Source organism: Shigella sp. SIG6, from assembly GCF_053555815.1.
In genome coordinates this window covers 1-26,078 of the sequence record NZ_JBQZXC010000049.1, presented here as the reverse complement: position 1 = coordinate 26,078, position 26,078 = coordinate 1, and the positions used below count along the sequence as shown (strand labels likewise).

Below are 26,078 nucleotides of genomic sequence, written 5' to 3'. Positions count from 1 at the left end.
TATTAGCCACCTGATAAATACATTTTTAATGATAGAGAGGGTCAACAGGCTTGCGGAAGTCGTCACATCTTCATGTTTTCAATAGCTAAACTTTGATATTGAACATGATTTTTATCGATATATATGAAAGTATATATCGATTTTGCTTTTCAGGATGTTCACCATGCCCATAACCAGACGGACGTTTGCGCAGGCACTTGCATCTACCCTGCTCCTGCAGTCTCTACCGTCCTTTTCACAAACAGTTAATCGTTTTGCTTCGCAATCTCTTCCCGAAGCCCAAAACATTACACGCATCGTCAGCGCAGGCGCGCCCGCCGATTTGCTATTGCTGGCTGTCGCGCCAGAAAAAATGGTCGGTTTTTCCTCTTTTGATTTTGCCCGTCAGGCATTAATTCCATTGCCAGAGCACATTCGCCAGTTACCCAGGCTGGGACGACTCGCCGGGCGCGCCAGCACACTATCGCTGGAAGGGCTTATGGCGTTACATCCCGATTTGGTCGTTGATTGCGGCAATACGGATGAAACCTTGATCTCCCAGGCACGGCAGGTTAGCGAACAGACACAAATCCCCTGGTTATTGCTTAACGGAAAACTGGCGCAATCAGCAGAACAGTTAACAACGCTTGGCAAAACGTTAGGCGAAGAGCACCGCGCCGCAGAACAAGCCAATCTCGCCAGCCACTTCGTTGGTGAAGCTCAGGCATTCGCCACCTCACCCGCCGCTAACCTCCGCTTTTATGCTGCGCGCGGTCCCCGAGGGCTGGAAACGGGCTTACAGGGTTCGTTGCATACCGAGGCGGCGGAATTATTAGGTTTGCACAACGTCGCGCAAATAGCCGATCGCCACGGCCTGACACAGGTTTCCATGGAAAATATCCTGCGCTGGCAGCCGGATATTATTCTGGTTCAGGAGGCCGTTACTGCAGATTTTATTCGTCGTGATCCTCTCTGGCAGGGCGTGAAAGCCGTTGCGGAACAACGCATCTTATTTTTAAGTGGCTTGCCCTTTGGCTGGCTCGATGCCCCGCCGGGAATCAACCGTCTTCTGGGATTACGCAGACTTCACGCCTGGCTGGATCCCGCCATCAATCGCCAGTTTAAAAGTGACATGCAGCATTACGCCCAACTGTTCTGGCATTGTTCACTCAGTGATGCCGACTATCAAAAATTGGTGGCGAGCTAATGAGAATCGTAAACGGATGTATTTTGCTGCTGGCAGCTATCAGTATCACTTTTGCCGCCGTAAGTGGGGCTTATCATCTCGATATGCAGCAACTGCTGGCGCTAATTCTTCGTCAAGAAAATGTGTCTGTGCAGGAACAAATTGTCTTCTGGCAAATCCGCGTGCCGCGTATTCTTGCTGCGCTGTTACTGGGCGCAGCGCTGGCAGGAGCCGGAACCACCTATCAGGGAATGTTGCGTAATCCCTTAGTTTCACCGGATATTTTAGGCGTCTCCGCCGGTGCCGGACTTGGTGCCTGCGCGGCAATCCTGTGGGGATTACCCATTGTTTACATCCAGCTGTACGCATTTTGCGGCGGGCTGATGGTGGTCGCGGGCGTCTGGTTGATTACGCGTCGGGTGACCCGCCACGATCCGATCTTAACCCTGGTGCTGGTAGGCATTGCGTTAGGAACGTTGTGCGGAGCGGGGATATCGCTAATTAAAACGCTGGCCGATCCTTACACCCAGTTACCGTCAATTACCTTCTGGTTGCTGGGGGGACTGTCCACCGTGACCTTACGCGATCTCTGCTATGCTGCACCGATCATTCTCATAGGCTCCTTGCCCCTGTTTTTTCTCCGCTGGCGCATGAATTTACTCACGCTTTCCGACGACGAAGCCCGTTCGCTGGGACTGAACGTGACGCGTCTGCGCTTTGGATTGATTGTCTGCGCCACACTAATCACCGCCAGCACGGTAGAAATAGCGGGCATAATTGGTTGGATCGGTCTGGTCGTTCCGCACATTGCCCGCTTGTTGACCGGTCATAACCATCAGCAGCTGTTGCCTATGGCAATGTGTACTGGCGCTATTCTGCTCCTGCTTACCGATACGCTGGCGCGCAGCATTGGAACAACAGAAATCCCACTTGGCATTCTGACCGCTTTTGTTGGCGCACCGTTTTTCCTGCTTTTGTTGTTACGCGGAGGTCGCCAGTGACTTTGCTTGCCGTTCGTCATGCGTCTCTGGGTTACTCCCGCCATCCAGTGCTACGCGACGTGTCCTTCACCCTGTCGCAAGGAACAATTTGTTGTCTGCTTGGCGCGAATGGTTGCGGCAAAACCACACTCATGCGCTCCATTCTTGGCGTTATACCGTTATTAAAAGGCGAGATCCTACTGGATAGCCTCCCTGTGCAGACACTCAGCCATCGCCAGCGCGCACAGGCTATTGCCTGGGTGCCGCAGGCGCACGACGGTATTTTTGCTTTCAGTGTGCTGGATATGGTGTTGATGGGCCTGGCCCCCACCATAGGCGCTTTTTCCGTTCCCGGTAAGCAAGAACGCCTGAAAGCCACGGAGCAACTGGAAAAGCTGGGCATTTTGCATCTGGCGACACGACGCTGGAATACGCTTAGCGGCGGTGAACGTCAGCTGGCTTTAATCGCCCGTGCACTCGTCCAACAACCGCGCTTGTTGTTACTGGATGAGCCCGCCTCCAGCCTCGATTTCGGTCATCAGATCCAACTTCTGGACACGCTGGCGCAGCTCAAAAATAACGGCATGACAATGTTAATGTCGACTCACCATCCGCTCCATGCCAACGTCATTGCCGACAGCATTATCCAGGTAGAGCCAGATGGACGAGTAACACAAGGCTTACCGACCGAACAGTTAACAACGAACAAACTGGCGGCCCTGTATCGGGTTTCTGCCGACCAAATTCATCATCACCTCTCTGCAATTAGCCGCTAAGGAACAATCATGCTCATTGATGATATTGATTTTGCAGACCTTTATCTGCAGCAACTCAAACTGGCTCACCGCACAGAAAAAACGCCCGATCACTGGGATCAACGGGCGGAGAAAATGGCGGAAAATTGCGCCTCGCCAACGGACAGCTACCTGCAACAACTGATCGCTAAAATTGACCTGCAAGGCGCTCAGACCTTATTCGATATGGGCTGCGGACCAGGCACCGTATCGCTGGCGCTGGCTGACAAACTCACTACGGTTTATGGCGTTGATTACAGTCAGGGGATGCTGAACGTTGCCGCCCGCCGCGCCGCCGCACTGAAGGCTGACAATGTCCACTGGATCCAGCGCGCTTGGGAAGAGGACTGGAGTGACCTGCCACGCTGCGATATTGCCGTGGCTTCCCGCTCCACTCTGGTGGCTGATATGCGCCATGCAATGAGCAAACTGAATAATCAGGCACGGCTTCGCGTCTATACAACTCATCTGGTCAGCACCTCGTTCGTCTCTCCAGCCATTCAGCGGGCGGCTGGTCGGGAAGTGATCGAATTACCCAACTATATCTTTGCGCTCAACGTCCTGTATCAGATGGGAATTTATGCCCACGTTGATTTTATCCGTGGACAAAATTGCCAACAGGATAACAGCACCTGGGAACGTTTTGAGCAGAACGTCAGCTGGAGTCTTGGCGCGCTTAACGACGATGAGCGTGAGCGGTTATATCACTGGTATCAACAACAAGATGCTCGTGCCCTCGCCCCTGCCAGCCGCGACTGGGCGCTCATCTGGTGGGATAGCGTACCGCAGGAGGCACTGTGATGATTTTCCTTTCTCAGGCACAAATCGATGCGTTACTGCTGGAAGATATCCAGGGAGGTGACCTGACCACGCGAGCATTAAATATTGGACACCAGCCTGGCTATATAGCGTTTTTTCACCGTCAGGGCGGCTGCGTCAGCGGCGTTTCTGTCGCGTGTAAGATGTTAACTACGCTGGGATTAACTATTGATGACGCGGTCAGCGACGGTTCACAAGCGAACGCGGGTCAACGGCTAATCCGTGCGCAGGGTAATGCCGCAGCACTTCATCAGGGATGGAAGGCAGTCCAGAATGTGCTGGAGTGGAGTTGCGGTGTTTCTGATTATCTCGCTCAAATGCTGGCATTGCTTCGTGAACGTTATCCTGACGGCAATATCGCCTGCACCCGAAAAGCAATTCCGGGCACCCGCTTACTGGCTTCGCAGGCAATTCTGGCTGCCGGAGGACTAATTCATCGTGCCGGATGTGCGGAAACCATATTATTGTTTGCCAACCACCGCCATTTTCTTCATGACAATCAGGGCTGGTCAGGCGCAATCGCTCAGTTACGTCGCCACGCACCCGAGAAGAAAATTGTTGTTGAAGCCGACACGCCGAAAGAGGCTATCGCCGCGTTACGCGCACAACCAGACGTACTTCAGCTCGACAAATTTAGTCCGCAACAGGCAACTGAAATTGCGCAAATAGCGCCGTCGCTGGCTCCTCACTGCACGCTGGCTCTGACCGGCGGAATTAATCTGACGACACTCAAAAATTACCTCGACTGCGGCATTCGCCTTTTTATTACCTCCGCGCCTTATTACGCGGCACCAGCTGACATTAAAGTCAGTCTGCAACCCACAGCCTCTATTTAATTCTTTGTTAAACGGAATTTATTCTATGAGACTCAAAAAACGTTATCTCTGCACAGCATTATCACTTGCCTTTACCCAGCAGGCCGTAGCGGCTCAGGAGAGCGACACGCTGACCGTATGGTCCAGTCCGGTATCATCGACGACGACCACCGTTCTCGATCAACCCACCATGAAGGCCTTGGATAAACAGAATGTCGCTCAGGTATTAAGTGTCGTCCCCGGCGTGGTGCTGCAAAAGTCAGGCAGCTGCAACGAAGAACAGGTAAAAGTTCGTGGCTTTGATAGTCGGCAGGTGCCGGTCTATTTCGACGGTGTGCCCATTTATGTTCCCTATGACGGCAACCTCGATCTGGCGCGGATTCTGACCGACAATCTGGGGGCAGTCGAAGTTTCCAAAGGGTATTCGTCGCTGCTTCATGGGCCTAATCAGATGGGCGGAGCCATTAATATCACCACCCTGAAGAAGCAAGTCTGGGATATCGCCAGGGATGGAGCCGTAGTCAGGACAATGCCTACGATATGCATGCTTCATTTGCCGCCAGCAGCGATCTTGGGTATTTGCAAGTCAGCGGTAGCCAGCTAAAGCAGGATTTTCTCGGCCTGCCGCATGGTGTAAATATAATGATATTGCAGGCAAACACGGCAAGATGATTAATTCATCGGCTGATGATAAACGCGGCATTGTGAAGCTCGGTTTTACACCGCGCGAAAACGATGAATACACGCTGACTTACATTAAGCAGGATGGTGAAAAAGATAACCCGCCATACAGCGGAAATTGTGGTCAAAAATCACGCTACTGGCAGTGGCCAGAGTATGACAAAGAAAGTTTTTATTATCAGGGAGCGACCCAACTAAACGACCGTTTTACCCTGAAAAGTCGGCTGTATCGCGACACCTTTGAAAATACGCTGATGATGTACAACTCGCTGGCTGATTTGAAAAATAAAAAAGGCAGCTACAGCCATTATTCCGATTACAGCGACGGTGCCGGATTACAACTGGCAGCCGATGTGCGTGAAAACGATCTGCTGTCGTTTGCCGTTAACTGGAAAGATGACGTACACCGGGAAAAAGGTGCGCCGCACGCCGCTTACGATCGCTATGAAGATCGTACCTGGTCGCTCGCCAGTGAATATCAATGGGCTGCTGCTGATAATGTCGATGTCGTGGCGGGAATCAGCTATGACTGGCGCGATAGCGTAGAAGCGAAAAAACACGAGAAAGATGGCAGCATCCCCCATTATGACGACAACAATCAGTCAGCTTTTAACTGGCAGGTGATGGGGAAATACCACTTTGCCAATGAAGACACTCTGGCGCTTTCGTACTATGACCGCACACGCTTTCCGATGCTGAAAGAACGCTATACCACATCCAAACCTGCGTATAACCAGATAGCGATTGTTAACCCGCAGCTCAAGCCGGAACGCGCTCGCGGGGTGGATTTAACCTGGAATGGTGCCTTCACGCGCGACTGGGGATTTGAGGTCAGCGTTTACTATAACCGGGTGAGTGATGCCATCCTCTCGCACAATATCAATGCCGATACCATTCAAAATCAGAACAGCGGCACGGTGGATTACAGCGGTCTGGATGCCGGTATTAAGGGGAAAATCAGCAATATACTGGATGTAGGATTGAGCTACGCTCTGATCCACGCTGACGCCAAACGCAAAGACATCGGCAAGATAACCGATCTTCCAACGCAGACAATGACCGCATGGATGACACTCAAACCATGGGAGCCGTTAAGCGTAACGCTGTCGGAAGAGGCGCGTTCCTCCAGCTACAGCAACAGTGACGGTTCACAAAAAGCCGCCGGTTTTGCGGTGACCCACATTCGAGCCGATTACACCTTAGGTCATGGCTTCAGCGTCAATGCGTCGGTCAATAACCTGTTTGATACCCAATATGCCTACAGTGAAGGGTTTATTGAAGAAGGTCGCAATTTCTGGGCAGGTGTCGAGTATACGTTCTGATGTGAAAGCGGATAGCGGCATCTGTATCGCTATCCGCCTTATGAAAATCTTATTCTCTTCGCAGGAGGCGGAATACGCCCAGCACCAGGATAGCGCCCACCACCGCCACCAGGAAGCTGTGCACATTAAAACCGCTGATGGAGCCGCCAATGCCAAACATGGTCGCCAGCCAGCCGCCGACCACCGCACCGACTATCCCGAGAATACAGGTCAGGAAAAATCCACCACCATCACGCCCCGGCATGATTAGCTTGGCGATAATGCCGGCTATCAGGCCAAAAATAATCCAGGCAATAATTCCCATGTTCAGGCCCTCGTTTCGATGAATCGGTCGCAAGAAATGCTTACGTCAACGCTCTAAGTATAGGCAAGGGCGGGATCGATGCTGGGCGTTTGTCGGCTGATTTAAGAACAACATGTAAAAAATATTCACGCATTTGTATTAAGTTTTGTTAACTATGACCGATAAACCAAAGACAGTTTGTCAGTCAGGAGTTTTTCCGCGTGAGTCATTACCATGAGCAGTTCCTGAAACAAAATCCGTTAGCCGTCCTGGGCGTGTTACGCGATTTGCACAAAGCCGCAATTCCTTTGCGTCTCAGTTGGAATGGCGGGCAGCTGATCAGCAAAATACTGGCAATAACCCCGGATAAACTGGTGCTGGATTTCGGCAGTCAAGCCGAAGACAACATCGCCGTGCTAAAGGCACAGCACATTACCATTACCGCCGAAACTCAGGGTGCGAAAATCGAGTTTACTGTTGAACAACTACAGCAGAGTGAATACTTGCAGCTTCCGGCATTTATTACCGTACCGCCTCCCACCTTATAGTTTGTACAACGACGCCGATATTTCCGCATCTCCGCCCCACTCCATCCGCCTTATTTTTGCCAGACCAAACTGGCGGATAACAGTACGTTACGTTTCCGCTTGTATGATTTGTCGTTAGGCGGCATGGGCGCATTACTGGAAACAGCAAAGCCTGCCGAATTACAAGAAGGTATGCGCTTCGCTCAAATTGAAGTCAACATGGGGCAATGGGGTGTTTTTCACTTTGACGCCCAGTTAATCTCCACCAGCGAGCGCAAAGTGATTGATGGTAAGAATGAAACCATCACCACTCCCCGTCTGAGCTTCCGTTTTCTTAACGTCAGCCCGACGGTGGAGCGGCAATTACAGCGGATTATTTTCTCTCTCGAGCGAGAAGCCCGGGAAAAAGCGGACAAAGTGCGCGACTGATTTACATCGCGTCCAGTGCCTGCTCAAGTTTGTAGATATAGCGCGGAGCCTGCGGCGCAGGATGATTTCGCGCTACGTGATCGAGGAACTCGTCAGCATCCAAATCGTTGATTTTGCTGATCGCCTTTTTCCGATCTGACGAGAAAGTCCGTAGCAGCGCACCTGCCCCGTTAGCGTATGACACCACCAGCGCATATTGCAGTACCTTCGGATCTTCAATGCCTGCCAGCGGGCCGGTTTCCAGAATATTCAGGTAAGCCGCCCCCATTGAAATATTACGCTCTGGATTTTTCAGCTCGCTGGTCGTCGGCTCACCACTCCAGCCCATACGGCGATAAACATCACGTCCGGAGGTTGAAGCTTTTAACTGCATCAAACCAATGGCATTCGATTTACTCACCGCGTTCGGATTACCACCCGATTCGATAGCGATAATCGCCGTGAGCAATTGTGGATCGACGCCCCAGGCTGCACCGGCTTTCTGGCTTATTGGCATCCACTGCATCGCACGTTGCACCGGAACTTTCGCGTTCCACGGCGGGTTCGTATAGTCATGCTTTGATGAACAACCCGCTAATAACACAATCAAAAAGGCAAACCATCTCAATTTCACTTCTTCTATCCTTATAGCCTGGAATCGCCGTTGAGGTGACAACGGCACACCTAAGCGGCATGATATACATTTCGTTTCTGTTGTCAGCAAGGAATTGCCATGTCTCTGTTTCACTTAATTGCCCCATCGGGTTACAGCATTAAACAGCACGCCGCGCTGCGTGGTATCCAGCGCCTTACCGACGCGGGGCATCAAGTCAATAACGTCGAGGTTATTGCCCGTCGTTGTGAGCGTTTTGCGGGTACGGAAACGGAGCGTCTGGAAGATCTCAATTCCCTTGCCAGACTGACTACCCCCAACACCATCGTGCTGGCTGTACGCGGCGGTTACGGTGCCAGTCGTTTACTGGCAGATATTGACTGGCAGGCACTGGTGGCTCGCCAACAACATGACCCGTTACTCATTTGCGGACATAGCGATTTTACCGCCATTCAGTGCGGTCTTCTGGCGCAAGGCAATGTCATCACCTTTAGCGGCCCCATGCTGGTAGCAAACTTTGGTGCGGATGAACTGAACGCCTTTACCGAGCACCATTTCTGGCTGGCGTTACGCAATGAAACCTTCACCATTGAATGGCAAGGGGAAGGCCCGACATGTCAGACCGAAGGCACGTTGTGGGGAGGCAATCTTGCGATGCTGATTTCACTGATTGGTACACCGTGGATGCCAAAAATTGAGAACGGTATTCTGGTGCTGGAAGATATTAACGAGCACCCTTTCCGCGTCGAACGTATGCTGTTGCAGCTCTATCATGCGGGAATTTTGCCACGTCAGAAGGCGATTATTCTCGGTAGCTTTAGCGGCAGCACGCCCAATGATTATGACGCAGGTTACAACCTGGAGTCAGTGTACGCGTTTTTGCGTTCCCGCCTGTCGATTCCACTCATTACCGGCCTCGATTTTGGTCATGAACAACGCACGGTTACGCTGCCGTTGGGCGCACATGCCATTCTGAATAACACCCGGGAAGGCACTCAGTTGACGATTAGCGGTCATCCTGTTCTTAAAATGTAAAAAAATCACGCTTCAGGGCTAAGTAAAACGCTGTCTCTGCCGCTAATATGGTAGGGTTTATATAAGAGACAGCGTAATCAGGAGTAACCGACCGTTGGATGCCACAACAATAATTAGCCTTTTCATCTTAGGATCCATCCTTGTCACCAGCAGTATATTACTTAGTTCATTTTCTTCCCGTCTTGGCATTCCTATTCTGGTTATTTTTCTGGCGATCGGCATGCTGGCGGGAGTCGATGGCGTCGGCGGTATCCCGTTTGATAATTACCCCTTCGCCTACATGGTAAGTAACCTGGCGCTGGCGATTATTTTGCTCGACGGCGGGATGCGCACTCAGGCCAGTTCCTTTCGTGTGGCGTTAGGACCGGCGCTGTCGCTGGCGACGCTGGGCGTACTTATCACCTCTGGTTTAACCGGCATGATGGCGGCGTGGCTGTTTAATCTTGATTTGATTGAAGGCTTATTAATCGGCGCTATCGTCGGCTCCACCGATGCTGCAGCGGTCTTTTCTCTGCTGGGTGGTAAGGGGCTTAACGAACGTGTTGGCTCGACGCTGGAAATTGAATCCGGCAGTAATGATCCAATGGCGGTCTTTCTGACGATTACCCTGATTGCAATGATCCAGCAGCATGAAAGCAGTGTCAGTTGGATGTTCGTGGTCGATATTCTGCAGCAATTTGGCCTCGGGATTGTCATCGGTCTTGGCGGTGGTTATTTACTGCTGCAAATGATTAATCGCATCGCCCTGCCTGCCGGATTATATCCATTGCTGGCATTAAGCGGCGGTATTTTAATTTTTGCTTTAACCACGGCGCTGGAAGGCAGCGGTATTCTGGCTGTTTATCTGTGCGGTTTTCTGCTGGGTAATCGGCCGATTCGCAACCGCTACGGCATCCTGCAAAATTTCGACGGCCTCGCCTGGCTGGCGCAAATCGCCATGTTCCTGGTGCTGGGGCTATTGGTTAACCCAAGCGATCTGCTGCCTATTGCCATTCCGGCGCTCATTTTGTCGGCATGGATGATATTCTTCGCCCGTCCCCTTTCGGTATTTGCTGGATTGCTCCCTTTCCGCGGTTTCAATCTGCGTGAGCGCGTGTTTATCAGCTGGGTGGGATTACGCGGCGCGGTGCCAATCATCCTGGCCGTGTTCCCGATGATGGCGGGGCTGGAGAATGCGCGACTGTTCTTTAATGTCGCCTTCTTTGTGGTTCTGGTTTCACTGCTCTTGCAGGGAACATCACTCTCGTGGGCGGCGAAAAAAGCCAAAGTGGTGGTTCCGCCCGTCGGACGTCCGGTGTCACGCGTTGGCCTGGATATTCATCCGGAAAATCCGTGGGAGCAGTTTGTTTATCAATTGAGTGCTGATAAATGGTGTGTAGGTGCGGCACTGCGCGATTTGCATATGCCAAAAGAGACGCGTATTGCAGCCCTGTTTCGTGATAACCAGTTGCTTCATCCTACCGGCAGCACCCGACTGCGCGAAGGCGATGTATTGTGTGTAATTGGTCGGGAACGCGATCTCCCGGCGCTCGGTAAACTGTTCAGCCAGTCGCCACCGGTCGCGCTGGATCAACGCTTCTTTGGTGACTTCATTCTCGAAGCCAGCGCCAAATATGCTGATGTTGCGCTGATATATGGCCTGGAAGACGGGCGAGAATATCGTGATAAACAGCAAACGCTGGGTGAAATTGTCCAGCAGTTGCTAGGCGCGGCACCGGTTGTCGGTGACCAGGTAGAGTTTGCCGGGATGATCTGGACGGTGGCCGAGAAAGAAGATAATGAAGTGTTGAAGATTGGCGTTCGGGTGGCTGAAGAGGAAGCTGAATCTTAAATTTAATGCAGCATCTATCGCCGGATGCGATGCTTTACTGAACGCAGCCTGAGCCTGTAATAAACTTGTCATTTCCTGATTTTGATATGCTCATCCCAACATCAGAAGAAGGTTAAATTATGGATGACAAACCATTGCAGGCTCTGGCTAATGAACTCAAAACACCGGCTCAAGAAAGTCAGCGTAAGGGCTTTTTCCGACTGTAACAGGTAATAAAAACCAGCCCCGCATTACCGGTCAACCATCAGGGGCCCCTGCCTGACATCGCCTGAACATATTCCCCCACGCAACCTGCCGCACTGACATAGCCCACACAATAGGCGTTTCATCCGCCTGTAGCACCGTATGCATGAGCGATTTCTTATAGTTATTCCTTTGCTTAATAACGATTATTTCCGGGTCGTTCACTCTCGTATTTTCTTTAATACGTCAGAGCTACCTAGGCCGTAATACAGCATGTACCAGACCCGACACGGCATTTCTGACCAGGGAAAAAGTCAACGATGAGTAGTGATATCAGCGCAAATGACGCCCTGTGGCTCCTTTGCGGTGACCACATTCACGTCTCCGGCGCTGCCAGAGGATATTTATTTCAAGGAAACGTAGCATTATGGCTAGCTTTAAAGACATCTGCCCATTCGCCCCCGCCATTCCCCCATCTTCCGTTAACCCAGGCGTACGACGCCCGCCAGGGCGGCTCTTCCTGTCGGTGGAACTCAAGAATCAAATTTTGCAGAACATGAAGTATCTCAGCCCGCAAAAATTCAGCTGGGGTGATGCCCCCTGGCAGATCATTGACCTCAGTATCGCGGGCAAAGTGAACATACAGGTGGACAACAATACCATCATCACGTTGGGGACTCGCCTGAATCAGCAACATAACGAGTTCATGATGGTCGCCAAATGGTGCGAATGGGCTATACAGCAGGATGGTTTGCAAGAAAACCTGCAAAAAAACCTGTACGAAATCCTAGAAGAAAACCAGCAAAACAAACAGTCAGAAATTCCCCAAGAAGACCTGAAAGAAAGTCTGGAAGAAATCAAGGAAAATATCCTGGAAGAAAACCTGCCAGCAAGCCGGATTGAAAACCGGGCAGAAGCATTGCGCAGAATGAAGGAATGTCTCATTACAAGACGGAGTATGCTCAATCTTAGCAACCTGGGATTGACTTCACTCCCTGAGAATTTGCCTCCACATCTGATTGAATTTTACTGCAGTAAAAACGTGTTGACCGCGTTACCGAAGGTGATGCCAAAGTGGCTGCTGGTGCTTGACTGTACAGATAACGTCTTGATCTTGTTACCGAAGGTGCAGCCCTCAAAACTGATGGTACTGAAGTGCTATGAAAACTTCTTGCAATTTTTACCGCCGTCGATGCCCCAGTACCTGTATAAACTATCCTGTGCCGGCAACAATATTAACTCAATACCTGATGAGATGCTGGAGAACTTGACTCGCCTGAAAGTATTTGACTGTTCTAGTAACGATTTGATCTCTTCACCACGGCTGCCGCCCAAACTAATAATTTACTACTGTGGAGAAAACAAGTTTAAAACGGTACAGGTGCCGCAGCCCCAGAGCCTGAAGGTGTTTGACTGTAATGGTAACCCGTGGGACAAAGACAATTTACCGACGCTGCTCAAAGCCGTCGAGGGCCTGAAAAAACAGCAGGGCCTGAAGGACCTTTTGGACTTTTTGCACAAGGAAGGCCAGGTTGACCTGGAAGGACTCGAGGAGCTGGAGGACCTTATGGATCTGGAGTTCCTGGATGACCCGGAACTCCTGGAGCGCGTGAAGGTACAGGAGGACCTGGAGCTCCTGGATCAACAGTTGGGCCTGTTGAGTCTGGAAAGACAACAGGACTCGCAGCCTGTTAATCAACAATCTGAACATGAACCCGAATCTGCATCAAGGGTGAAGCGTGATTTATCTGAAGTCGACTCCGAGTCAACAATGAAGCGTAAGCGTTTTATGTAGAACGCCTGTGCGGCGAGTTCAGGTTCCGGGGAAATAGTGTCCATTCTTTTAATGGACACTATCATGGGCAATGGCTCTGTCACATTAACAACTACAGTTGCTGACCAGCCGGATGGATGATTTTTTCGCAACCAGAAGACGCTGCCTCCGATCCGGCTTACAACAAGTTACACTGTCACAACCGGGACGCGTAACGCCAGCGCGCACATCAACTCATAGCCCACCGTTCCGGCAGCGGCGGCGACATCATCAATTTTGATCTCCTTGCCCCACAGCTCAACCGGCGTACCAATCCCCGCCTGCGGGCAAGGCGTTAAATCAACCGCCAGCATATCCATCGAGACGGTCCCCACCGTCATGGTGCGCACGCCGTCCACTAAAACAGGAGTACCGGTAGGCGCATGGCGCGGATAACCGTCGGCGTATCCTGCGGCGACAATGCCGATTCGCTGTTCATCGCGCGCAGTATAGCGACCGCCGTAGCCCACACGCTCGCCCGCTTTTAGCGTCTGGACACCAATAATCTCACTGCTTAGCGTCATCACCGGACGTAATCCGGTATTGGCGATATCACGCCACTGACCGGACGGCGAAGCGCCATACAAAATAATGCCAGGCCGAACCCAGTCAAAATGCGCTTCCGGGTGCCACAGAGTCGCCGCCGAATTGGACAACGAACGCCGACACTCCAGCCCCTCCGCCGCCTGCTCAATACGCGCCATCGCGCCGGAAATTCCATCAGGATGTTCCGCTTCAGCAAAATGCGACATCAGGGTCATTTCGCCAACATTCGCCATTGCCCGCAACTGCTGCCAGACGGTAAGCACGCGATCGGGCTGGAAGCCCAACCGATTCATCCCACTGTTCACTTTAAGATAAATACCCAACGGTGCTTTTAGCCGCGCATTTTGCAGTGCTTTGAGCTGCCAGTTGCTGTGTACGCAGGTGGTCAGGCGGTGCTGGCCATAAATCTCCAGATCCTGAGCATGGAAAAATCCTTCCAGCATCAGGATCGGCCCCTTCCAGCCGCGCTCACGTAACGTTATTGCCTCTTCCAGGTTAAGTAATGCAAAGCCATCGGTGGCCCCGAGCGCGCTCCAGATACGCTCAATACCATGCCCGTAAGCGTTCGCTTTTACCACCGACCAGACGCGCGCGTGCGGCGCGGCCTGGCGGACAATGGACAGATTCTGTTTTAATGCCTGCAGATCGAGGCTGGCCTGTATCGGACGGGTCATCTCGTTTCCTTAGCTGTGTGCGCCATGTAAATGGCCCGGACGTGATGGCGTAAATCCACGGCTGTAGCGCGCTACGCTTAGATCCTCATATGGGATCGCTGGCGTGCGACCAGAGAGCAGATCGCTTAACAACTGACCGGAACCGCAAGCCATCGTCCAGCCGAGCGTGCCGTGACCGGTATTCAGCCACAGATTTTTAAAGCGTGTACGCCCGACAACCGGCGTACCGTCTGGCGTCATCGGGCGCAAACCCGTCCAGAAAGTCGCCTGCTCGACATGACCGCCGCGTGGATAGAGATCGCGAACCACCATTTCCAGCGTTTCACGACGCGGTTGCAACAGCTCGGTGTTAAAACCAACAATTTCCGCCATTCCGCCATTCCGCCAACACGAATGCGGTTATCGAAACGGGTAATGGCGATTTTGTAGGTTTCATCAAGAATGGTGGATACTGGCGCACCATCTTCCTGCGCAATTGGAATAGTCAGCGAGTAGCCTTTCAGCGGATACACCGGAATATCAACAATGCCTTTGAGCATCGCCGTCGAGTAAGAACCAAACGCCATCACATACGCATCGGCCTTAATCACTTCATCGCCAAACTTCACGCCGTAGATTTGCTCGCCGTCGCAAAGCAGTTGGTCAACGGGCGTATTAAAGCGGAATTTAACCTCCGCCTGCTCTGCCATCCGCGCCAGATTCTGGGTAAACAGCTGGCAGTCTCCGGTTTCATCATTGGGTAACTGCAGGCCGACCGTCAGTTTGTGCGCTACTTCTGCCAGCGCGGGATCCACTTCCGCCAGGCGGCTGGATTCCAGCAGCTGATACGGTACGCCGGCATCTTCCAGCACGGCGATATCGCGGGTCGCATTTTCATACTGTTGTTCGGTACGGAACAGTTGCAGCGTCCCACCCTGACGCCCTTCATACTGAATATTGGTTTCGGCGCGCAATGCTTTCAGGCAATCACGGCTGTATTCCGCCAGACGCACCATCCGCCCTTTGTTTTCCATGTAGTGGCTGGTGTCGCAGTTACGTAACATTTGCCACATCCATTTCAACTGAAACTGCGTACCGTCGAGACGAACCGCCAGCGGCGCATGGCGCTGGAACATCCATTTAATCGCTTTTAAAGGCACACCTGGTGCTGCCCACGGTGCAGCATATCCGGGGGAGATTTGCCCGGCATTCGCGGCACTGGTTTCCAGGGCGGCCCCCGGCTCCCGATCAATGACGGTGACCTCATGTCCTGCCTGATTTAAGTACCAGGCGCTGGCAACGCCTACCACACCACTTCCCAGTATGACAACTCGCATAGCCACTCCGATAACGGTAGATACAGTAAAAGAATAATAATCTAATTACATCTTGATAACTCAGTTGAAAATATTATTCAACATACGGCTTTTTTATGGTGAGCTGACTCACATCTCCCTGACTCTGCGGCAATATGGCGTCTTTAGTATCTCCTGCTGAACGCCCTTTTTATCCAGCATAAAATTCCGTTCAGAAGCGGATTAGTGGCACTCTGATAATAAGAAATCGCAAAGAAAAAAATTCTCCGGCGACGCGGTTTTTAACAGGTGTTCTATGCTTGAAATGAGGTGCTCCACACAGAGAGCGCCGACAACAATGAGGTGCGCGTATGGCGACGATCGATTCTATGAATAAGGACACCACACGTTTGAGCGATGGACCCGACTGGACGTTCGACCTGCTGGATGTTTATCTGGCAGAGATAGACCGGGTGGCGAAACTCTACCGGCTGGATACCTACCCGCACCAGATTGAAGTGATAACCTCAGAACAGATGATGGATGCCTATTCCAGCGTCGGCATGCCAATTAACTATCCGCACTGGTCATTCGGTAAAAAGTTTATCGAGACTGAACGGCTGTATAAGCACGGTCAGCAAGGGCTGGCCTATGAAATCGTCATTAACTCTAACCCGTGTATCGCTTACTTGATGGAAGAGAACACCATTACCATGCAGGCGCTGGTGATGGCACACGCCTGCTATGGGCATAACTCTTTCTTTAAAAACAATTGCTTATTCCGCAGTTGGACCGACGCCAGTTCGATTGTCGATTATCTGATTTTTGCCCGTAAATATATTACCGAGTGCGAAGAACGTTATGGCGTTGATGAAGTAGAACGGCTTCTGGACTCGTGCCACGCGCTGATGAACTACGGCGTGGACCGGTACAAACGCCCGCAAAAAATCTCGCTGCAAGAAGAGAAAGCCCGGCAGAAAAGTCGCGAAGAGTATCTACAAAGTCAGGTCAATATGCTCTGGCGTACCCTGCCGAAGCGCGAAGAAGAGAAAACGGTTGCTGAAGCGCGCCGCTATCCGTCCGAACCACAAGAAAACCTGCTCTATTTTATGGAGAAAAATGCGCCACTGCTGGAATCATGGCAGCGTGAAATCCTGCGTATTGTGCGTAAGGTGAGCCAGTATTTTTATCCGCAAAAACAGACTCAGGTGATGAACGAAGGCTGTGCGACCTTCTGGCACTATACCATCCTTAACCATCTGTATGATGAAGGGAAAGTAACGGAACGTTTTATGCTGGAGTTTTTGCACAGCCACACCAATGTGGTCTTCCAGCCCCCCTATAACAGCCCGTGGTACAGCGGCATCAACCCGTATGCCCTCGGGTTCGCCATGTTCCAGGATATTAAACGGATTTGTCAGTCGCCAACGGAAGAAGACAAATACTGGTTCCCGGATATCACCGGTTCCGACTGGCTGGAAACGCTGCATTTCGCGATGCGTGATTTCAAAGATGAGAGTTTTATCAGCCAGTTTCTGTCACCGAAAGTGATGCGTGATTTCCGCTTCTTCACCGTGCTGGATGATGATCGGCATAATTATCTGGAGATTTCCGCTATTCATAATGAAGAAGGTTATCGGGAGATCCGTAACCGGTTATCGTCGCAATATAACTTAAGTAATCTGGAGCCGAATATTCAGATCTGGAACGTGGATTTGTGCGGCGACCGTTCGCTGACGCTGCGTTATATTCCACATAATCGCGCACCGCTGGATCGGGGGCGCAAAGAAGTCCTGAAGCATGTGCATCGCCTGTGGGGATTTGATGTGATGCTCGAACAGCAAAACGAAGACGGCAGCATCGAGTTGCTGGAACGTTGCCCACCAAGAATGGGAAATCTGTAAAAACAACAAAAAACCCCTCGTTTGAGGGGTTTGCTCTTTAAACGGAAGGGATTATCGCCCCTGAATGGCTAAATCACCCGGCAGATTTTTCTGCATCCGGTGCCAAATCTCGCCACTCTCATGCCCATAGCGACGCACTGTTTCGTACACCTGATCGTGCGCGCCTTCACTGCACAACGCCGACAGTTTGTGGTAGAAGCCCAGCGCCAGACTGCGCGCTTCCGGATTGGCGAAATAGTGACGACCAATGCGCGTATACAGCCCTTTCATCCCGTTAAGGATCAGACCGTAAATCGGGTTGCCGGAAGCAAACGCTAGGCCGCGGAATATGTTGTAATCCAGCTCGGCAAAGGCATCGGCGTGATCGGCCACTTCATTAGCGGTAGCCAGCACTTCCTGCGCTTTATCGGGATGCTGACGAAACGCGGTGCGAATAAAAATAGTGGAAATATTGGTACGCACCGACAGCAAATTATCAATAAGCTGCGGCACACTTTCGTGATCCAGTCGCGCCAGTGTTTCAAGGATATTTAAACCGGAAGTTTCCCAGAAATTATTCACCTTCGTCGGCTTGCCATGTTGAATGGTCAACCAGCCATCTCGTGCCAGACGCTGTAACACTTCACGTAACGTAGTACGCGTTACGCCAATTAATTCTGAAAGTTCACGTTCTGCGGGCAAAATAGTCCCGGGAGGGAAGCGGTTATTCCAGATACTTTCAATAATGTACTCTTCCGCGAAACCCGCCGGGCTTTGCGCCTTAATGACCATAGTGAGATTTCCATAACACAGCAAAACAAAGTTGGACTCATCATACCAGAGGGCTAACTACGCTGATAGCAGACAAAAAGAAGAAAAAGGGATCAAGGCTTCATTTTCCGCATCTCTTTCCCCTTGACTATCAAGACTTGCCTCACTCCTGCATGACCGTTAAGCTTTGCGTTTAAACATAAAAACATCATTGATTATTTGTAAGGTAAGGGAAACCATCATGGAGATCTCCTGGGGCCGCGCGCTATGGCGCAATTTTTTGGGCCAGTCCCCCGACTGGTACAAACTCGCTCTCATCATTTTCTTAATCGTAAACCCGTTAATTTTCCTCATCAGCCCTTTCGTCGCGGGCTGGTTGCTGGTAGCGGAATTTATTTTCACTCTGGCGATGGCCCTGAAATGCTACCCGCTACTCCCCGGTGGTCTGTTGGCTATCGAAGCGGTATTCATCGGCATGACCAGCGCGGAACACGTCCGTGAAGAGGTGGCGGCAAATCTTGAAGTCTTGCTGTTATTGATGTTTATGGTGGCGGGTATCTATTTTATGAAACAGCTGTTGCTGTTCATATTTACCCGTTTGCTGTTAAGCATTCGCTCCAAAATGCTGCTGTCGCTCTCTTTTTGCGTGGCGGCAGCGTTCCTCTCCGCGTTCCTCGATGCCTTAACCGTCGTGGCGGTGGTGATCAGCGTTGCAGTCGGTTTTTATGGTATTTATCATCGCGTAGCCTCTTCCCGTACCGAAGACACCGACCTGCAAGACGATAGTCATATCGACAAGCATTACAAAGTGGTTCTGGAACAGTTCCGTGGCTTTCTGCGTAGCCTGATGATGCATGCCGGTGTCGGCACCGCATTAGGCGGCGTAATGACCATGGTGGGTGAACCACAGAACCTGATCATCGCTAAAGCGGCTGGCTGGCATTTTGGCGATTTCTTCCTGCGCATGTCGCCGGTGACCGTTCCGGTTCTGATTTGTGGCCTGTTAACCTGCCTGCTGGTAGAGAAGCTGCGTTGGTTTGGCTACGGTGAAACGCTGCCGGAGAAAGTCCGCAAAGTGTTGCAACAGTTTGACGATCAAAGCCGCCACCAGCGTACCCGTCAGGATAAAATCCGTCTGATTGTCCAGGCGATTATTGGCGTCTGGCTGGTGACTGCGCTGGCGTTGCATCTGGCGGAAGTTGGCTTGATTGGTTTGTCAGTCATTATTCTGGCAACATCATTGACCGGTGTCACCGATGAACATGCTATCGGTAAAGCCTTCACCGAATCTCTGCCATTCACCGCACTGTTGACGGTGTTTTTCTCGGTAGTCGCGGTGATTATCGACCAACAACTGTTTTCGCCGATTATTCAGTTTGTGTTGCAGGCATCTGAACATGCTCAGCTGTCGCTGTTCTATATTTTCAACGGTCTGCTGTCATCCATTTCGGATAACGTCTTCGTGGGGACGATTTATATCAACGAAGCGAAAGCGGCAATGGAAAGTGGCGCTATCACGTTGAAGCAATACGAGCTGCTGGCGGTCGCCATTAATACCGGTACCAATCTGCCCTCTGTCGCTACGCCGAACGGTCAGGCTGCGTTCCTGTTCCTGCTGACCTCTGCACTCGCGCCATTGATTCGCCTCTCTTATGGCCGCATGGTGTGGATGGCCCTGCCTTACACCCTCGTACTGACACTCGTCGGCTTGCTCTGCGTCGAGTTTACGCTTGCCCCTGTAACCGAATGGTTTATGCAAATGGGCTGGATAGCAACGCTTTGATAACAACTTACCGGGCATATAAATGCCCGGTTTGCCTTTTCGCCCGATGATTGTCCAATTGCGTCCTATTTTTGCTGCCTCCTGGTGGCGCAGCGAATGAATTGGTTTAAACTGCGCACTCTATGCATATTGCAGGGAAATGATTATGTTGCGATTTTTGAACCAATGTTCACAAGGCCGGGGCGCGTGGCTGTTGATGGCGTTTACTGCTCTGGCACTGGAACTGACGGCGCTGTGGTTCCAGCATGTGATGTTACTGAAACCTTGCGTGCTCTGTATTTATGAACGCTGCGCGTTATTCGGCGTTCTGGGTGCTGCGCTGATTGGCGCGATCGCCCCGAAAACTCCGCTGCGTTATGTAGCGATGGCTATCTGGTTGTATAGTGCGTTCCGCGGTGTGCAGTTAACTTACGAGCACACCATGCTTCAGCTCTATCCTTCGCCATTTGCCACCTGTGATTTTATGGTTCGTTTCCCGGAATGGCTGCCGCTGGATAAATGGGTGCCGCAAGTGTTTGTCGCCTCTGGCGATTGCGCCGAGCGTCAGTGGGATTTTTTAGGTATGGAAATGCCGCAGTGGCTGCTCGGTATTTTTATCGCTTACCTGATTGTCGCGGTGCTGGTGGTGATTTCCCAGCCGTTTAAAGCGAAGAAACGTGATCTGTTCGGTCGCTAATCCATTCGGCGCTCCTGCGGGAGCGCTTTTTTCCTGCCGCTATATTTATTTGACCCGCAGTAAATCAGAACTTCGCGTTGTATAACGTGGTGAAAGCATAGCTCGCTTCATCTGCCATTGTTGTTGGAGCCCCTGCCCGGCAAAATAGAGTGTTCCTCTGCCCTCTTTAGCATTCAGAGTATCCATTACCGCCATCAATTGCTCACTCCCGGGGCGCGGTGCGTTGTCATCGAATAAATTGAGCTGCGCGACTCCCTGACTGAAGAAATCCCCCAGCATCACGCCCGCTTTTTGGTAGCGATGGCCCGCTTGCCAGATGGCATCCAGAGATCGCGTAGCAGCGTTAATGATATCCCTGCTGTCCTGAGTGGGCGTCAGCAGTTTTACCGACGCGCTATTGCCGTAATAAGGTTCATTGAGCGCAAATGGTGACGTCTTAATAAATGTGGAGATAAACCGACAATATTGATGCTCACTGCGAAGTTTTTCCGCCGCCCGGGCAGCGTAACTACAAATGGCCTGCCGCATCGACGTATAATCCGTGATGCGTTCACCAAACGAGCGGGAACAGATAATTTCCTGCTTCGTCGGTGCAAACTCTTCCAGTTGCAAACAGGGTTCGCCGCGCAGTTCACGCACCGTTCTTTCGAGCATGACATTAAAATGTTTACGGATAAACCGGATATCTGTATCCGCCAAATCGAGAACGGTTTTGATCCCCATCGCGTCCAGTTTTTTGCTGATCCGCCGTCCAATCCCCCAGACGTCATCCACGGGGAGAGCAGACATTAATTTACGCTGGCGTTCCAGATTTGATAAATCCACCACCCCACCCGTCTGCCGCTGCCATTTTTTTGCCGCATGATTGGCAAGCTTAGCCAACGTTTTGGTCTGGGCGATCCCCACACCAACAGTAAGATGGGTACGTTGTAGCACCATTGCGCGAATTTCTCTGCCAAAATCAGTCAGATCGCGACAATTACGCACACCTGTCAGATCGCAGAATGCTTCATCAATACTGTAAATCTCGACGCGGGGCGATAGTTCTTCCAGCGTCGACATCACCCGATTGCTCATGTCTGCGTAAAGCTCATAATTGCTGCTAAAGCAAACCACACCACAGCGACGAAACAGATCTTTTTGTTTGAACCAGGGATCGCCCATTTTAACGCCCAGCGCCTTTGCCTCAGCGTTTCGGGCGATAACGCAACCGTCATTATTCGATAGCACAACCACCGGTTTACCCCATAAATCAGGGCGAAACACCGTCTCACAGCTGGCATAAAACGCGTTTACATCACAGAGGGCAAACATCAGCGCATCGCCTTAACGACGTGGATCACCACACCAAAGACATCCAGCGTATCTTCGCTACTGATGGTAATGGGCGAGTACGCACTGTTCATGGGAATAAGCTGTACCGTCGGGCGTAGTTGCAATTTTTTCACCGTAAACTCGCCGTCAACAGCAGCGATGACAATATCACCATGGCTGGCGGTAATAGCGCTATCGACAATCAGTAAATCACCGTCACTAATTCCACCATCAATCATAGAATCACCACTTGCTTTGACGAAGTAAGTCGCGCTGGGATGCTGGATCAACAGTTGATTCAGATCGATGCGCTGTTCAACGTAATCTGCTGCCGGTGAAGGAAAGCTACACTGAACAAGATCGCTAAATAGCGGAAAAGTCACAATTTCGCGGAGATCCGCAGGCTTGATAAACAACATAATAATCTGCCTGAAGTTATACTGTTTTTATATACAGTAGTCTGTTCTTGCCAGCAGATCAATACTGATTCAGGCTATCAATATTTGTCGCTGCATAGACTGCTGATTTTTCGTTCTCTTATCCTGTGCTCACGTGGCCTTCTGGCGACGACGCTCATCCAGCAGAAATGAAAAATATCACCCGGCAAAAAAATAGGATAGAAGCATTCGCCATAATGACATTAAACATTGTTTGATATTTATCATATTAATAGAAATAAAAACATTGACGCATCCCGCCCGGCTAACTATGAATTAGATGAAGTAAAATTTATTAATAGTTGTAAAACAGGAGTTTCATTGCAATTTATATATTTAAAGAGGCGAATGATTATGACTGAAATCGTTGCAGATAAAACGGTAGAAGTAGTTAAAAACGCAATCGAAACCGCAGATGGAGCATTAGATCTTTATAATAAATATCTCGATCAGGTCATCCCCTGGCAGACCTTTGATGAAACCATAAAAGAGTTAAGTCGCTTTAAACAGGAGTATTCACAGGCAGCCTCCGTTTTAGTCGGCGATATTAAAACCTTACTTATGGATAGCCAGGATAAGTATTTTGAAGCAACCCAAACAGTGTATGAATGGTGTGGTGTTGCGACGCAATTGCTCGCAGCGTATATTTTGCTATTTGATGAGTACAATGAGAAGAAAGCATCCGCCCCTCATTAAGGTACTGGATGACGGCATCACGAAGCTGAATGAAGCGCAAAAATCCCTGCTGGTAAGCTCACAAAGTTTCAACAACGCTTCCGGGAAACTGCTGGCGTTAGATAGCCAGTTAACCAATGATTTTTCAGAAAAAAGCAGCTATTTCCAGTCACAGGTAGATAAAATCAGGAAGGAAGCGTATGCCGGTGCCGCAGCCGATGTCGTCGCCGGTCCATTTGGTTTAATCATTTCCTATTCTATTGCTGCGGGCGTAGTTGAAGGGAAACTGATTCCAGAATTGAAGAACAAGTTAAAATCTGTGCAGAGTTTCTTTACCACCCTGTCTAACACGGTTAAACAAGCGAATAAAGATATCGATGCCGCCAAATTGAAATTAACCACCGAAATAGCCGCCATCGGGGAGATAAAAACGGAAACTGAAACAACCAGATTCTATGTTGATTATGATGATTTAATGCTTTCTTTGCTAAAAGAAGCGGCCAAAAAAATGATTAACACCTGTAATGAGTATCAGAAAAGACACGGTAAAAAGACACTCTTTGAAGTACCTGAAGTCTGATAAGCGATTATTCTCTCCATGTACTCAAGGTATAAGGTTTATCACATTTAAAAACACAGACGTTTTTTAAAGATTGAGAGTTACCTGTTGATAATAAGGTATCGGGTAACTCTCATTATGACAGAGCGCTTTCAAAAACAGGGCTACGAAATGGCGAGCATCCAGACGTATATTAAGAAAGCCCCCATCAGCATCTATTAAATTTATCACTGCGCCCAGTCAGGTTTATTTAAGATATGATCCTGCCAGTCAATCACTTCTGATTCTTTCACTGCGATATGACGCACAGAGATACGTTCACCATGCATTGCCGCTTTCGAACCAGTAAGTAGCGGATGCCACGCAGGTAAATCTTTACCTTCCGCCAGCAACCGATAAGCGCAGGTCATTGGCAGCCATTCGAATGTTGGCAGATTTTCACGGGTTAATTTAATGCAGTCGGGTTCAAACTCGAAACGACGTTCGTAGTTCCGACATTGACAGGTTTTAATATTGAGCTGGCGACAGGCGACGTTAGTGAAGTAGATTTCGTCGGTGTCTTCATCCATCAGTTTATGCAGGCAACACTGACCGCAACCATCACACAACGACTCCCATTCCGCATCGCTCATTTCGTCCAGGGTTTTACTTTGCCAGAAAGGTACATCGCTCATCAGGTGTTCCGCCATTACGTTAAAACGCACCTTATAACCAGTCTGGCACAGCGATGCAAGTTTTGCCGCCGCTTTCTGGCGGCAAAAAGTATTACAAAACGCGAGTTGTCAAAGAATGCCCATCGAAAGTGACTGTCAGCTCATCACCGCTTTGCAACGGGCCGACGCCATCAGGCGTGCCTGTCAACGCAACGTCACCGGCCTTGAGGGTAAAAAACTTGCTCATATAAGCGATCAACGGAACGATTTTATGGATCATGTCCGCAGTCGTACCTTGCTGGCGTTTTTCGCCGTTTACGCTCAGGCCCAGCGTTGTATTTTGTGGATCGCTGGTAAATTCCGCCGCGGAGATAAACCCGGAAAGCGGACAAGAGTTATCAAACGCTTTAGCCTTTTCCCACGGCTGCCCGGCTTTCTTCATTTTTCCCTGAACATCACGCAATGTCAGATCAAGCGCCACGCCGTAACCGGCAATGGCTTTGCGGACATGCTCTTCCGTTGCCTGACGCAGCGTCGCGCCAATCAACACCGCCAGTTCGACTTCATGATGAACTGAACCGAAATCGGATGGGATCGCCAATGGCTGCCGCAGATCGCACAGTGCCGTTTCTGGTTTAATAAACAGCACTGGCTCTTCGGGCACTGCGCTGCCCATCTCTTTAATATGTTTGGCATAGTTACTGCCAACACAGACTACTTTACTCACCGGATAATCCAGCAGCGCACCTTGCCAGTTGTGATGTTGATACATAACGTTCCCCTCACCTTATCGTGGATATGAAAACCCGCGCCGACAAAGATAATGCCACCGCCGGATATCGGTTATTTGTTAGTGTCGTCTGTTTTCTGCCCCATGACGGAAAGATGTTGCTTCAGCAAATCTTCGGGTGGTGGCGGTAACTGCAAATAGTAACCTTGCTCGGTTAATGCCAGTTTAACCTTTTCAATATCAGCATTGACCAGTTTCTTCCGCCCATCCAACGGCAGAATCATCGCTAACTGAGGCTGACCAAAACCTTTCATCAGTTCCTCAGGAACACGCGAAAAATCGTCTTTTTTTTCGACATATAAATAGGTCTGGTCACGCTTGCTGCTTCGATAAATCACACAAAACATACTTTTACTCTTTAAGATGCCAGGTTTTGGCATAAGCTAACATCAATGAAACCCGCGCCACAAGCCAGCCAGCTGTAGATTTCTGCGGTTTGTTGAGTCCATGCCCCTTTATAAGTAATCCCCCCCGGCAAAAAATGCCGCGCCGGGATTTTACCGAACGCAGAAAAGCCACTGGAATTCTCCCGTAAGGGATTGTTATATTATAACAGTTCATCGTACTCATTCTGAACAGGAGACTACCAATGAAAATCAAGAGCATCAGTAAGGCTGTATTGCTGCTTGCACTGCTAACCTCCACGAGCTTTGCTGCGGGTAAGAATGTCAATGTTGAGTTCAGCAAAGGCCATAGTGATCCTACCCACGTAATATGGACACAGGCCTAAGCGAGGTTCTGGTTTTCAAATTGTTCCGGACTGAGGCCGCCACG

General features: G+C 50.5%; 20 protein-coding genes and 6 pseudogenes. 15 read left to right on the top strand and 11 right to left on the bottom strand.

Annotated features, from left to right (window positions below):
• Positions 1-163 precede the first annotated feature (163 nt).
• From ACUU1M_RS10480 to ACUU1M_RS10455, 6 genes and pseudogenes are all read left to right on the top strand, one after another.
• Positions 164-1,186 carry an iron ABC transporter substrate-binding protein gene (locus ACUU1M_RS10480; protein WP_001123163.1) on the top strand — a complete coding sequence of 341 codons (1,023 nt, stop codon included), beginning with the start codon at positions 164-166 and terminating at the stop codon, positions 1,184-1,186.
• Positions 1,186-2,166, top strand: a complete 981-nt coding sequence (locus ACUU1M_RS10475; RefSeq protein WP_001223667.1) for a FecCD family ABC transporter permease — start codon at positions 1,186-1,188, stop codon at positions 2,164-2,166. The genes ACUU1M_RS10480 and ACUU1M_RS10475 overlap by 1 nt, the downstream gene beginning before the upstream one ends.
• Positions 2,163-2,921 (top strand): ABC transporter ATP-binding protein, encoded by a 759-nt coding sequence (locus ACUU1M_RS10470; RefSeq protein WP_000173313.1) that lies wholly within the window; start codon positions 2,163-2,165, stop codon positions 2,919-2,921. The genes ACUU1M_RS10475 and ACUU1M_RS10470 overlap by 4 nt, the downstream gene beginning before the upstream one ends.
• Positions 2,922-2,930: 9 nt before the next feature.
• Positions 2,931-3,740, top strand: coding sequence for a class I SAM-dependent methyltransferase (locus tag ACUU1M_RS10465; protein ID WP_000903995.1), 810 nt, complete (start codon positions 2,931-2,933; stop codon positions 3,738-3,740).
• Complete coding sequence (gene modD / locus ACUU1M_RS10460; protein ID WP_000576842.1) at positions 3,740-4,594, top strand: ModD protein; 855 nt, start codon at positions 3,740-3,742, stop codon at positions 4,592-4,594. The genes ACUU1M_RS10465 and modD overlap by 1 nt, the downstream gene beginning before the upstream one ends.
• Before the next feature lie 25 nt (positions 4,595-4,619).
• A pseudogene (locus ACUU1M_RS10455) lies at positions 4,620-6,576 on the top strand (TonB-dependent receptor plug domain-containing protein).
• A 49-nt stretch (positions 6,577-6,625) separates the two neighbouring features.
• Here ACUU1M_RS10455 and ACUU1M_RS10450 read toward each other — a convergent pair.
• On the bottom strand, positions 6,626-6,880 hold the full coding sequence (locus tag ACUU1M_RS10450; protein WP_000511316.1) for a GlsB/YeaQ/YmgE family stress response membrane protein: 255 nt from the start codon (positions 6,878-6,880) through the stop codon (positions 6,626-6,628).
• 200 nt (positions 6,881-7,080) lie between these two features.
• Between ACUU1M_RS10450 and ycgR the strand changes: the two are divergent.
• A pseudogene (ycgR, locus tag ACUU1M_RS10445) lies at positions 7,081-7,815 on the top strand (flagellar brake protein YcgR).
• 1 nt (position 7,816) lies between these two features.
• Here the strand turns inward: ycgR and emtA are convergent.
• Complete coding sequence (emtA, locus tag ACUU1M_RS10440; protein WP_005074519.1) at positions 7,817-8,428, bottom strand: membrane-bound lytic murein transglycosylase EmtA; 612 nt, start codon at positions 8,426-8,428, stop codon at positions 7,817-7,819.
• A 99-nt stretch (positions 8,429-8,527) separates the two neighbouring features.
• On the opposite strand from emtA, the gene ldcA reads away from it, so the two are divergent.
• Positions 8,528-9,442 (top strand): muramoyltetrapeptide carboxypeptidase, encoded by a 915-nt coding sequence (ldcA, locus tag ACUU1M_RS10435; protein WP_000051625.1) that lies wholly within the window; start codon positions 8,528-8,530, stop codon positions 9,440-9,442.
• A gap of 94 nt (positions 9,443-9,536) precedes the next feature.
• Complete coding sequence (locus ACUU1M_RS10430; RefSeq protein ID WP_000340206.1) at positions 9,537-11,273, top strand: potassium/proton antiporter; 1,737 nt, start codon at positions 9,537-9,539, stop codon at positions 11,271-11,273.
• Here ACUU1M_RS10430 and ACUU1M_RS10425 read toward each other — a convergent pair.
• Positions 11,208-11,345: pseudogene (locus tag ACUU1M_RS10425) on the bottom strand (hypothetical protein); the annotation flags it as partial. The gene ACUU1M_RS10430 and the pseudogene ACUU1M_RS10425 overlap by 66 nt on opposite strands.
• Positions 11,346-11,883: 538 nt before the next feature.
• Here ACUU1M_RS10425 and ACUU1M_RS10420 point away from each other — a divergent pair.
• Positions 11,884-13,251, top strand: coding sequence for a hypothetical protein (locus ACUU1M_RS10420; RefSeq protein WP_024260746.1), 1,368 nt, complete (start codon positions 11,884-11,886; stop codon positions 13,249-13,251).
• 167 nt (positions 13,252-13,418) lie between these two features.
• Here the strand turns inward: ACUU1M_RS10420 and dadX are convergent, their stop codons facing one another.
• Together dadX and dadA are read right to left on the bottom strand one after the other, a co-directional pair.
• On the bottom strand, positions 13,419-14,489 hold the full coding sequence (gene dadX / locus ACUU1M_RS10415) for a catabolic alanine racemase DadX (protein WP_000197858.1): 1,071 nt from the start codon (positions 14,487-14,489) through the stop codon (positions 13,419-13,421).
• Between the two features lie 9 nt (positions 14,490-14,498).
• Positions 14,499-15,805 (bottom strand): annotated as a pseudogene (dadA, locus tag ACUU1M_RS10410) (D-amino acid dehydrogenase).
• A 329-nt stretch (positions 15,806-16,134) separates the two neighbouring features.
• On the opposite strand from dadA, the gene ACUU1M_RS10405 reads away from it, so the two are divergent.
• Positions 16,135-17,667: a SpoVR family protein gene (locus ACUU1M_RS10405; protein ID WP_000190841.1), complete on the top strand. Its 1,533-nt coding sequence runs from the start codon at positions 16,135-16,137 to the stop codon at positions 17,665-17,667.
• Between the two features lie 51 nt (positions 17,668-17,718).
• Here the strand turns inward: ACUU1M_RS10405 and fadR are convergent, their stop codons facing one another.
• The gene (gene fadR / locus ACUU1M_RS10400; RefSeq protein ID WP_000234823.1) at positions 17,719-18,438 is read right to left on the bottom strand and encodes a fatty acid metabolism transcriptional regulator FadR; all 720 of its coding nucleotides are present in this window, start codon (positions 18,436-18,438) and stop codon (positions 17,719-17,721) included.
• A 220-nt stretch (positions 18,439-18,658) separates the two neighbouring features.
• Here fadR and nhaB point away from each other — a divergent pair, with 220 nt between their 5' ends.
• Both nhaB and dsbB read left to right on the top strand, forming a co-directional pair.
• Complete coding sequence (gene nhaB, locus ACUU1M_RS10395; RefSeq protein WP_152028942.1) at positions 18,659-20,200, top strand: Na(+)/H(+) antiporter NhaB; 1,542 nt, start codon at positions 18,659-18,661, stop codon at positions 20,198-20,200.
• Between the two features lie 145 nt (positions 20,201-20,345).
• Positions 20,346-20,876 (top strand): disulfide bond formation protein DsbB, encoded by a 531-nt coding sequence (gene dsbB, locus ACUU1M_RS10390; RefSeq protein ID WP_000943449.1) that lies wholly within the window; start codon positions 20,346-20,348, stop codon positions 20,874-20,876.
• 45 nt (positions 20,877-20,921) lie between these two features.
• On the opposite strand, the gene umuC is transcribed toward dsbB, so the two are convergent.
• Positions 20,922-22,190, bottom strand: coding sequence for a DNA polymerase V catalytic protein (gene umuC, locus ACUU1M_RS10385; RefSeq protein ID WP_000457604.1), 1,269 nt, complete (start codon positions 22,188-22,190; stop codon positions 20,922-20,924).
• Positions 22,190-22,609, bottom strand: a complete 420-nt coding sequence (locus tag ACUU1M_RS10380; protein ID WP_000897385.1) for a translesion error-prone DNA polymerase V autoproteolytic subunit — start codon at positions 22,607-22,609, stop codon at positions 22,190-22,192. Before ACUU1M_RS10380 ends, umuC begins: the two co-directional genes overlap by 1 nt.
• 372 nt (positions 22,610-22,981) lie before the next feature.
• Between ACUU1M_RS10380 and hlyE the strand changes: the two are divergent.
• Positions 22,982-23,882: pseudogene (gene hlyE, locus ACUU1M_RS10375) on the top strand (hemolysin HlyE).
• Between the two features lie 206 nt (positions 23,883-24,088).
• Here hlyE and ACUU1M_RS10370 read toward each other — a convergent pair.
• The 3 genes from ACUU1M_RS10370 to ACUU1M_RS10360 all read right to left on the bottom strand — a co-directional run bounded on the left by ACUU1M_RS10370 (position 24,089) and on the right by ACUU1M_RS10360 (position 25,651).
• Positions 24,089-24,535, bottom strand: coding sequence for a YcgN family cysteine cluster protein (locus tag ACUU1M_RS10370; RefSeq protein ID WP_001306825.1), 447 nt, complete (start codon positions 24,533-24,535; stop codon positions 24,089-24,091).
• Positions 24,536-24,626: 91 nt separating this feature from the next.
• Entirely contained in the window at positions 24,627-25,286 is a 660-nt protein-coding gene (locus tag ACUU1M_RS10365) for a fumarylacetoacetate hydrolase family protein (RefSeq protein ID WP_000284284.1), read from the bottom strand.
• A 71-nt stretch (positions 25,287-25,357) separates the two neighbouring features.
• Positions 25,358-25,651 (bottom strand): YcgL domain-containing protein, encoded by a 294-nt coding sequence (locus tag ACUU1M_RS10360; RefSeq protein WP_001297679.1) that lies wholly within the window; start codon positions 25,649-25,651, stop codon positions 25,358-25,360.
• 242 nt (positions 25,652-25,893) lie between these two features.
• On the opposite strand from ACUU1M_RS10360, the pseudogene pliG reads away from it, so the two are divergent.
• Positions 25,894-26,001: pseudogene (gene pliG / locus ACUU1M_RS10355) on the top strand (g-type lysoyme inhibitor PliG); the annotation flags it as partial.
• Positions 26,002-26,078 lie beyond the last annotated feature (77 nt).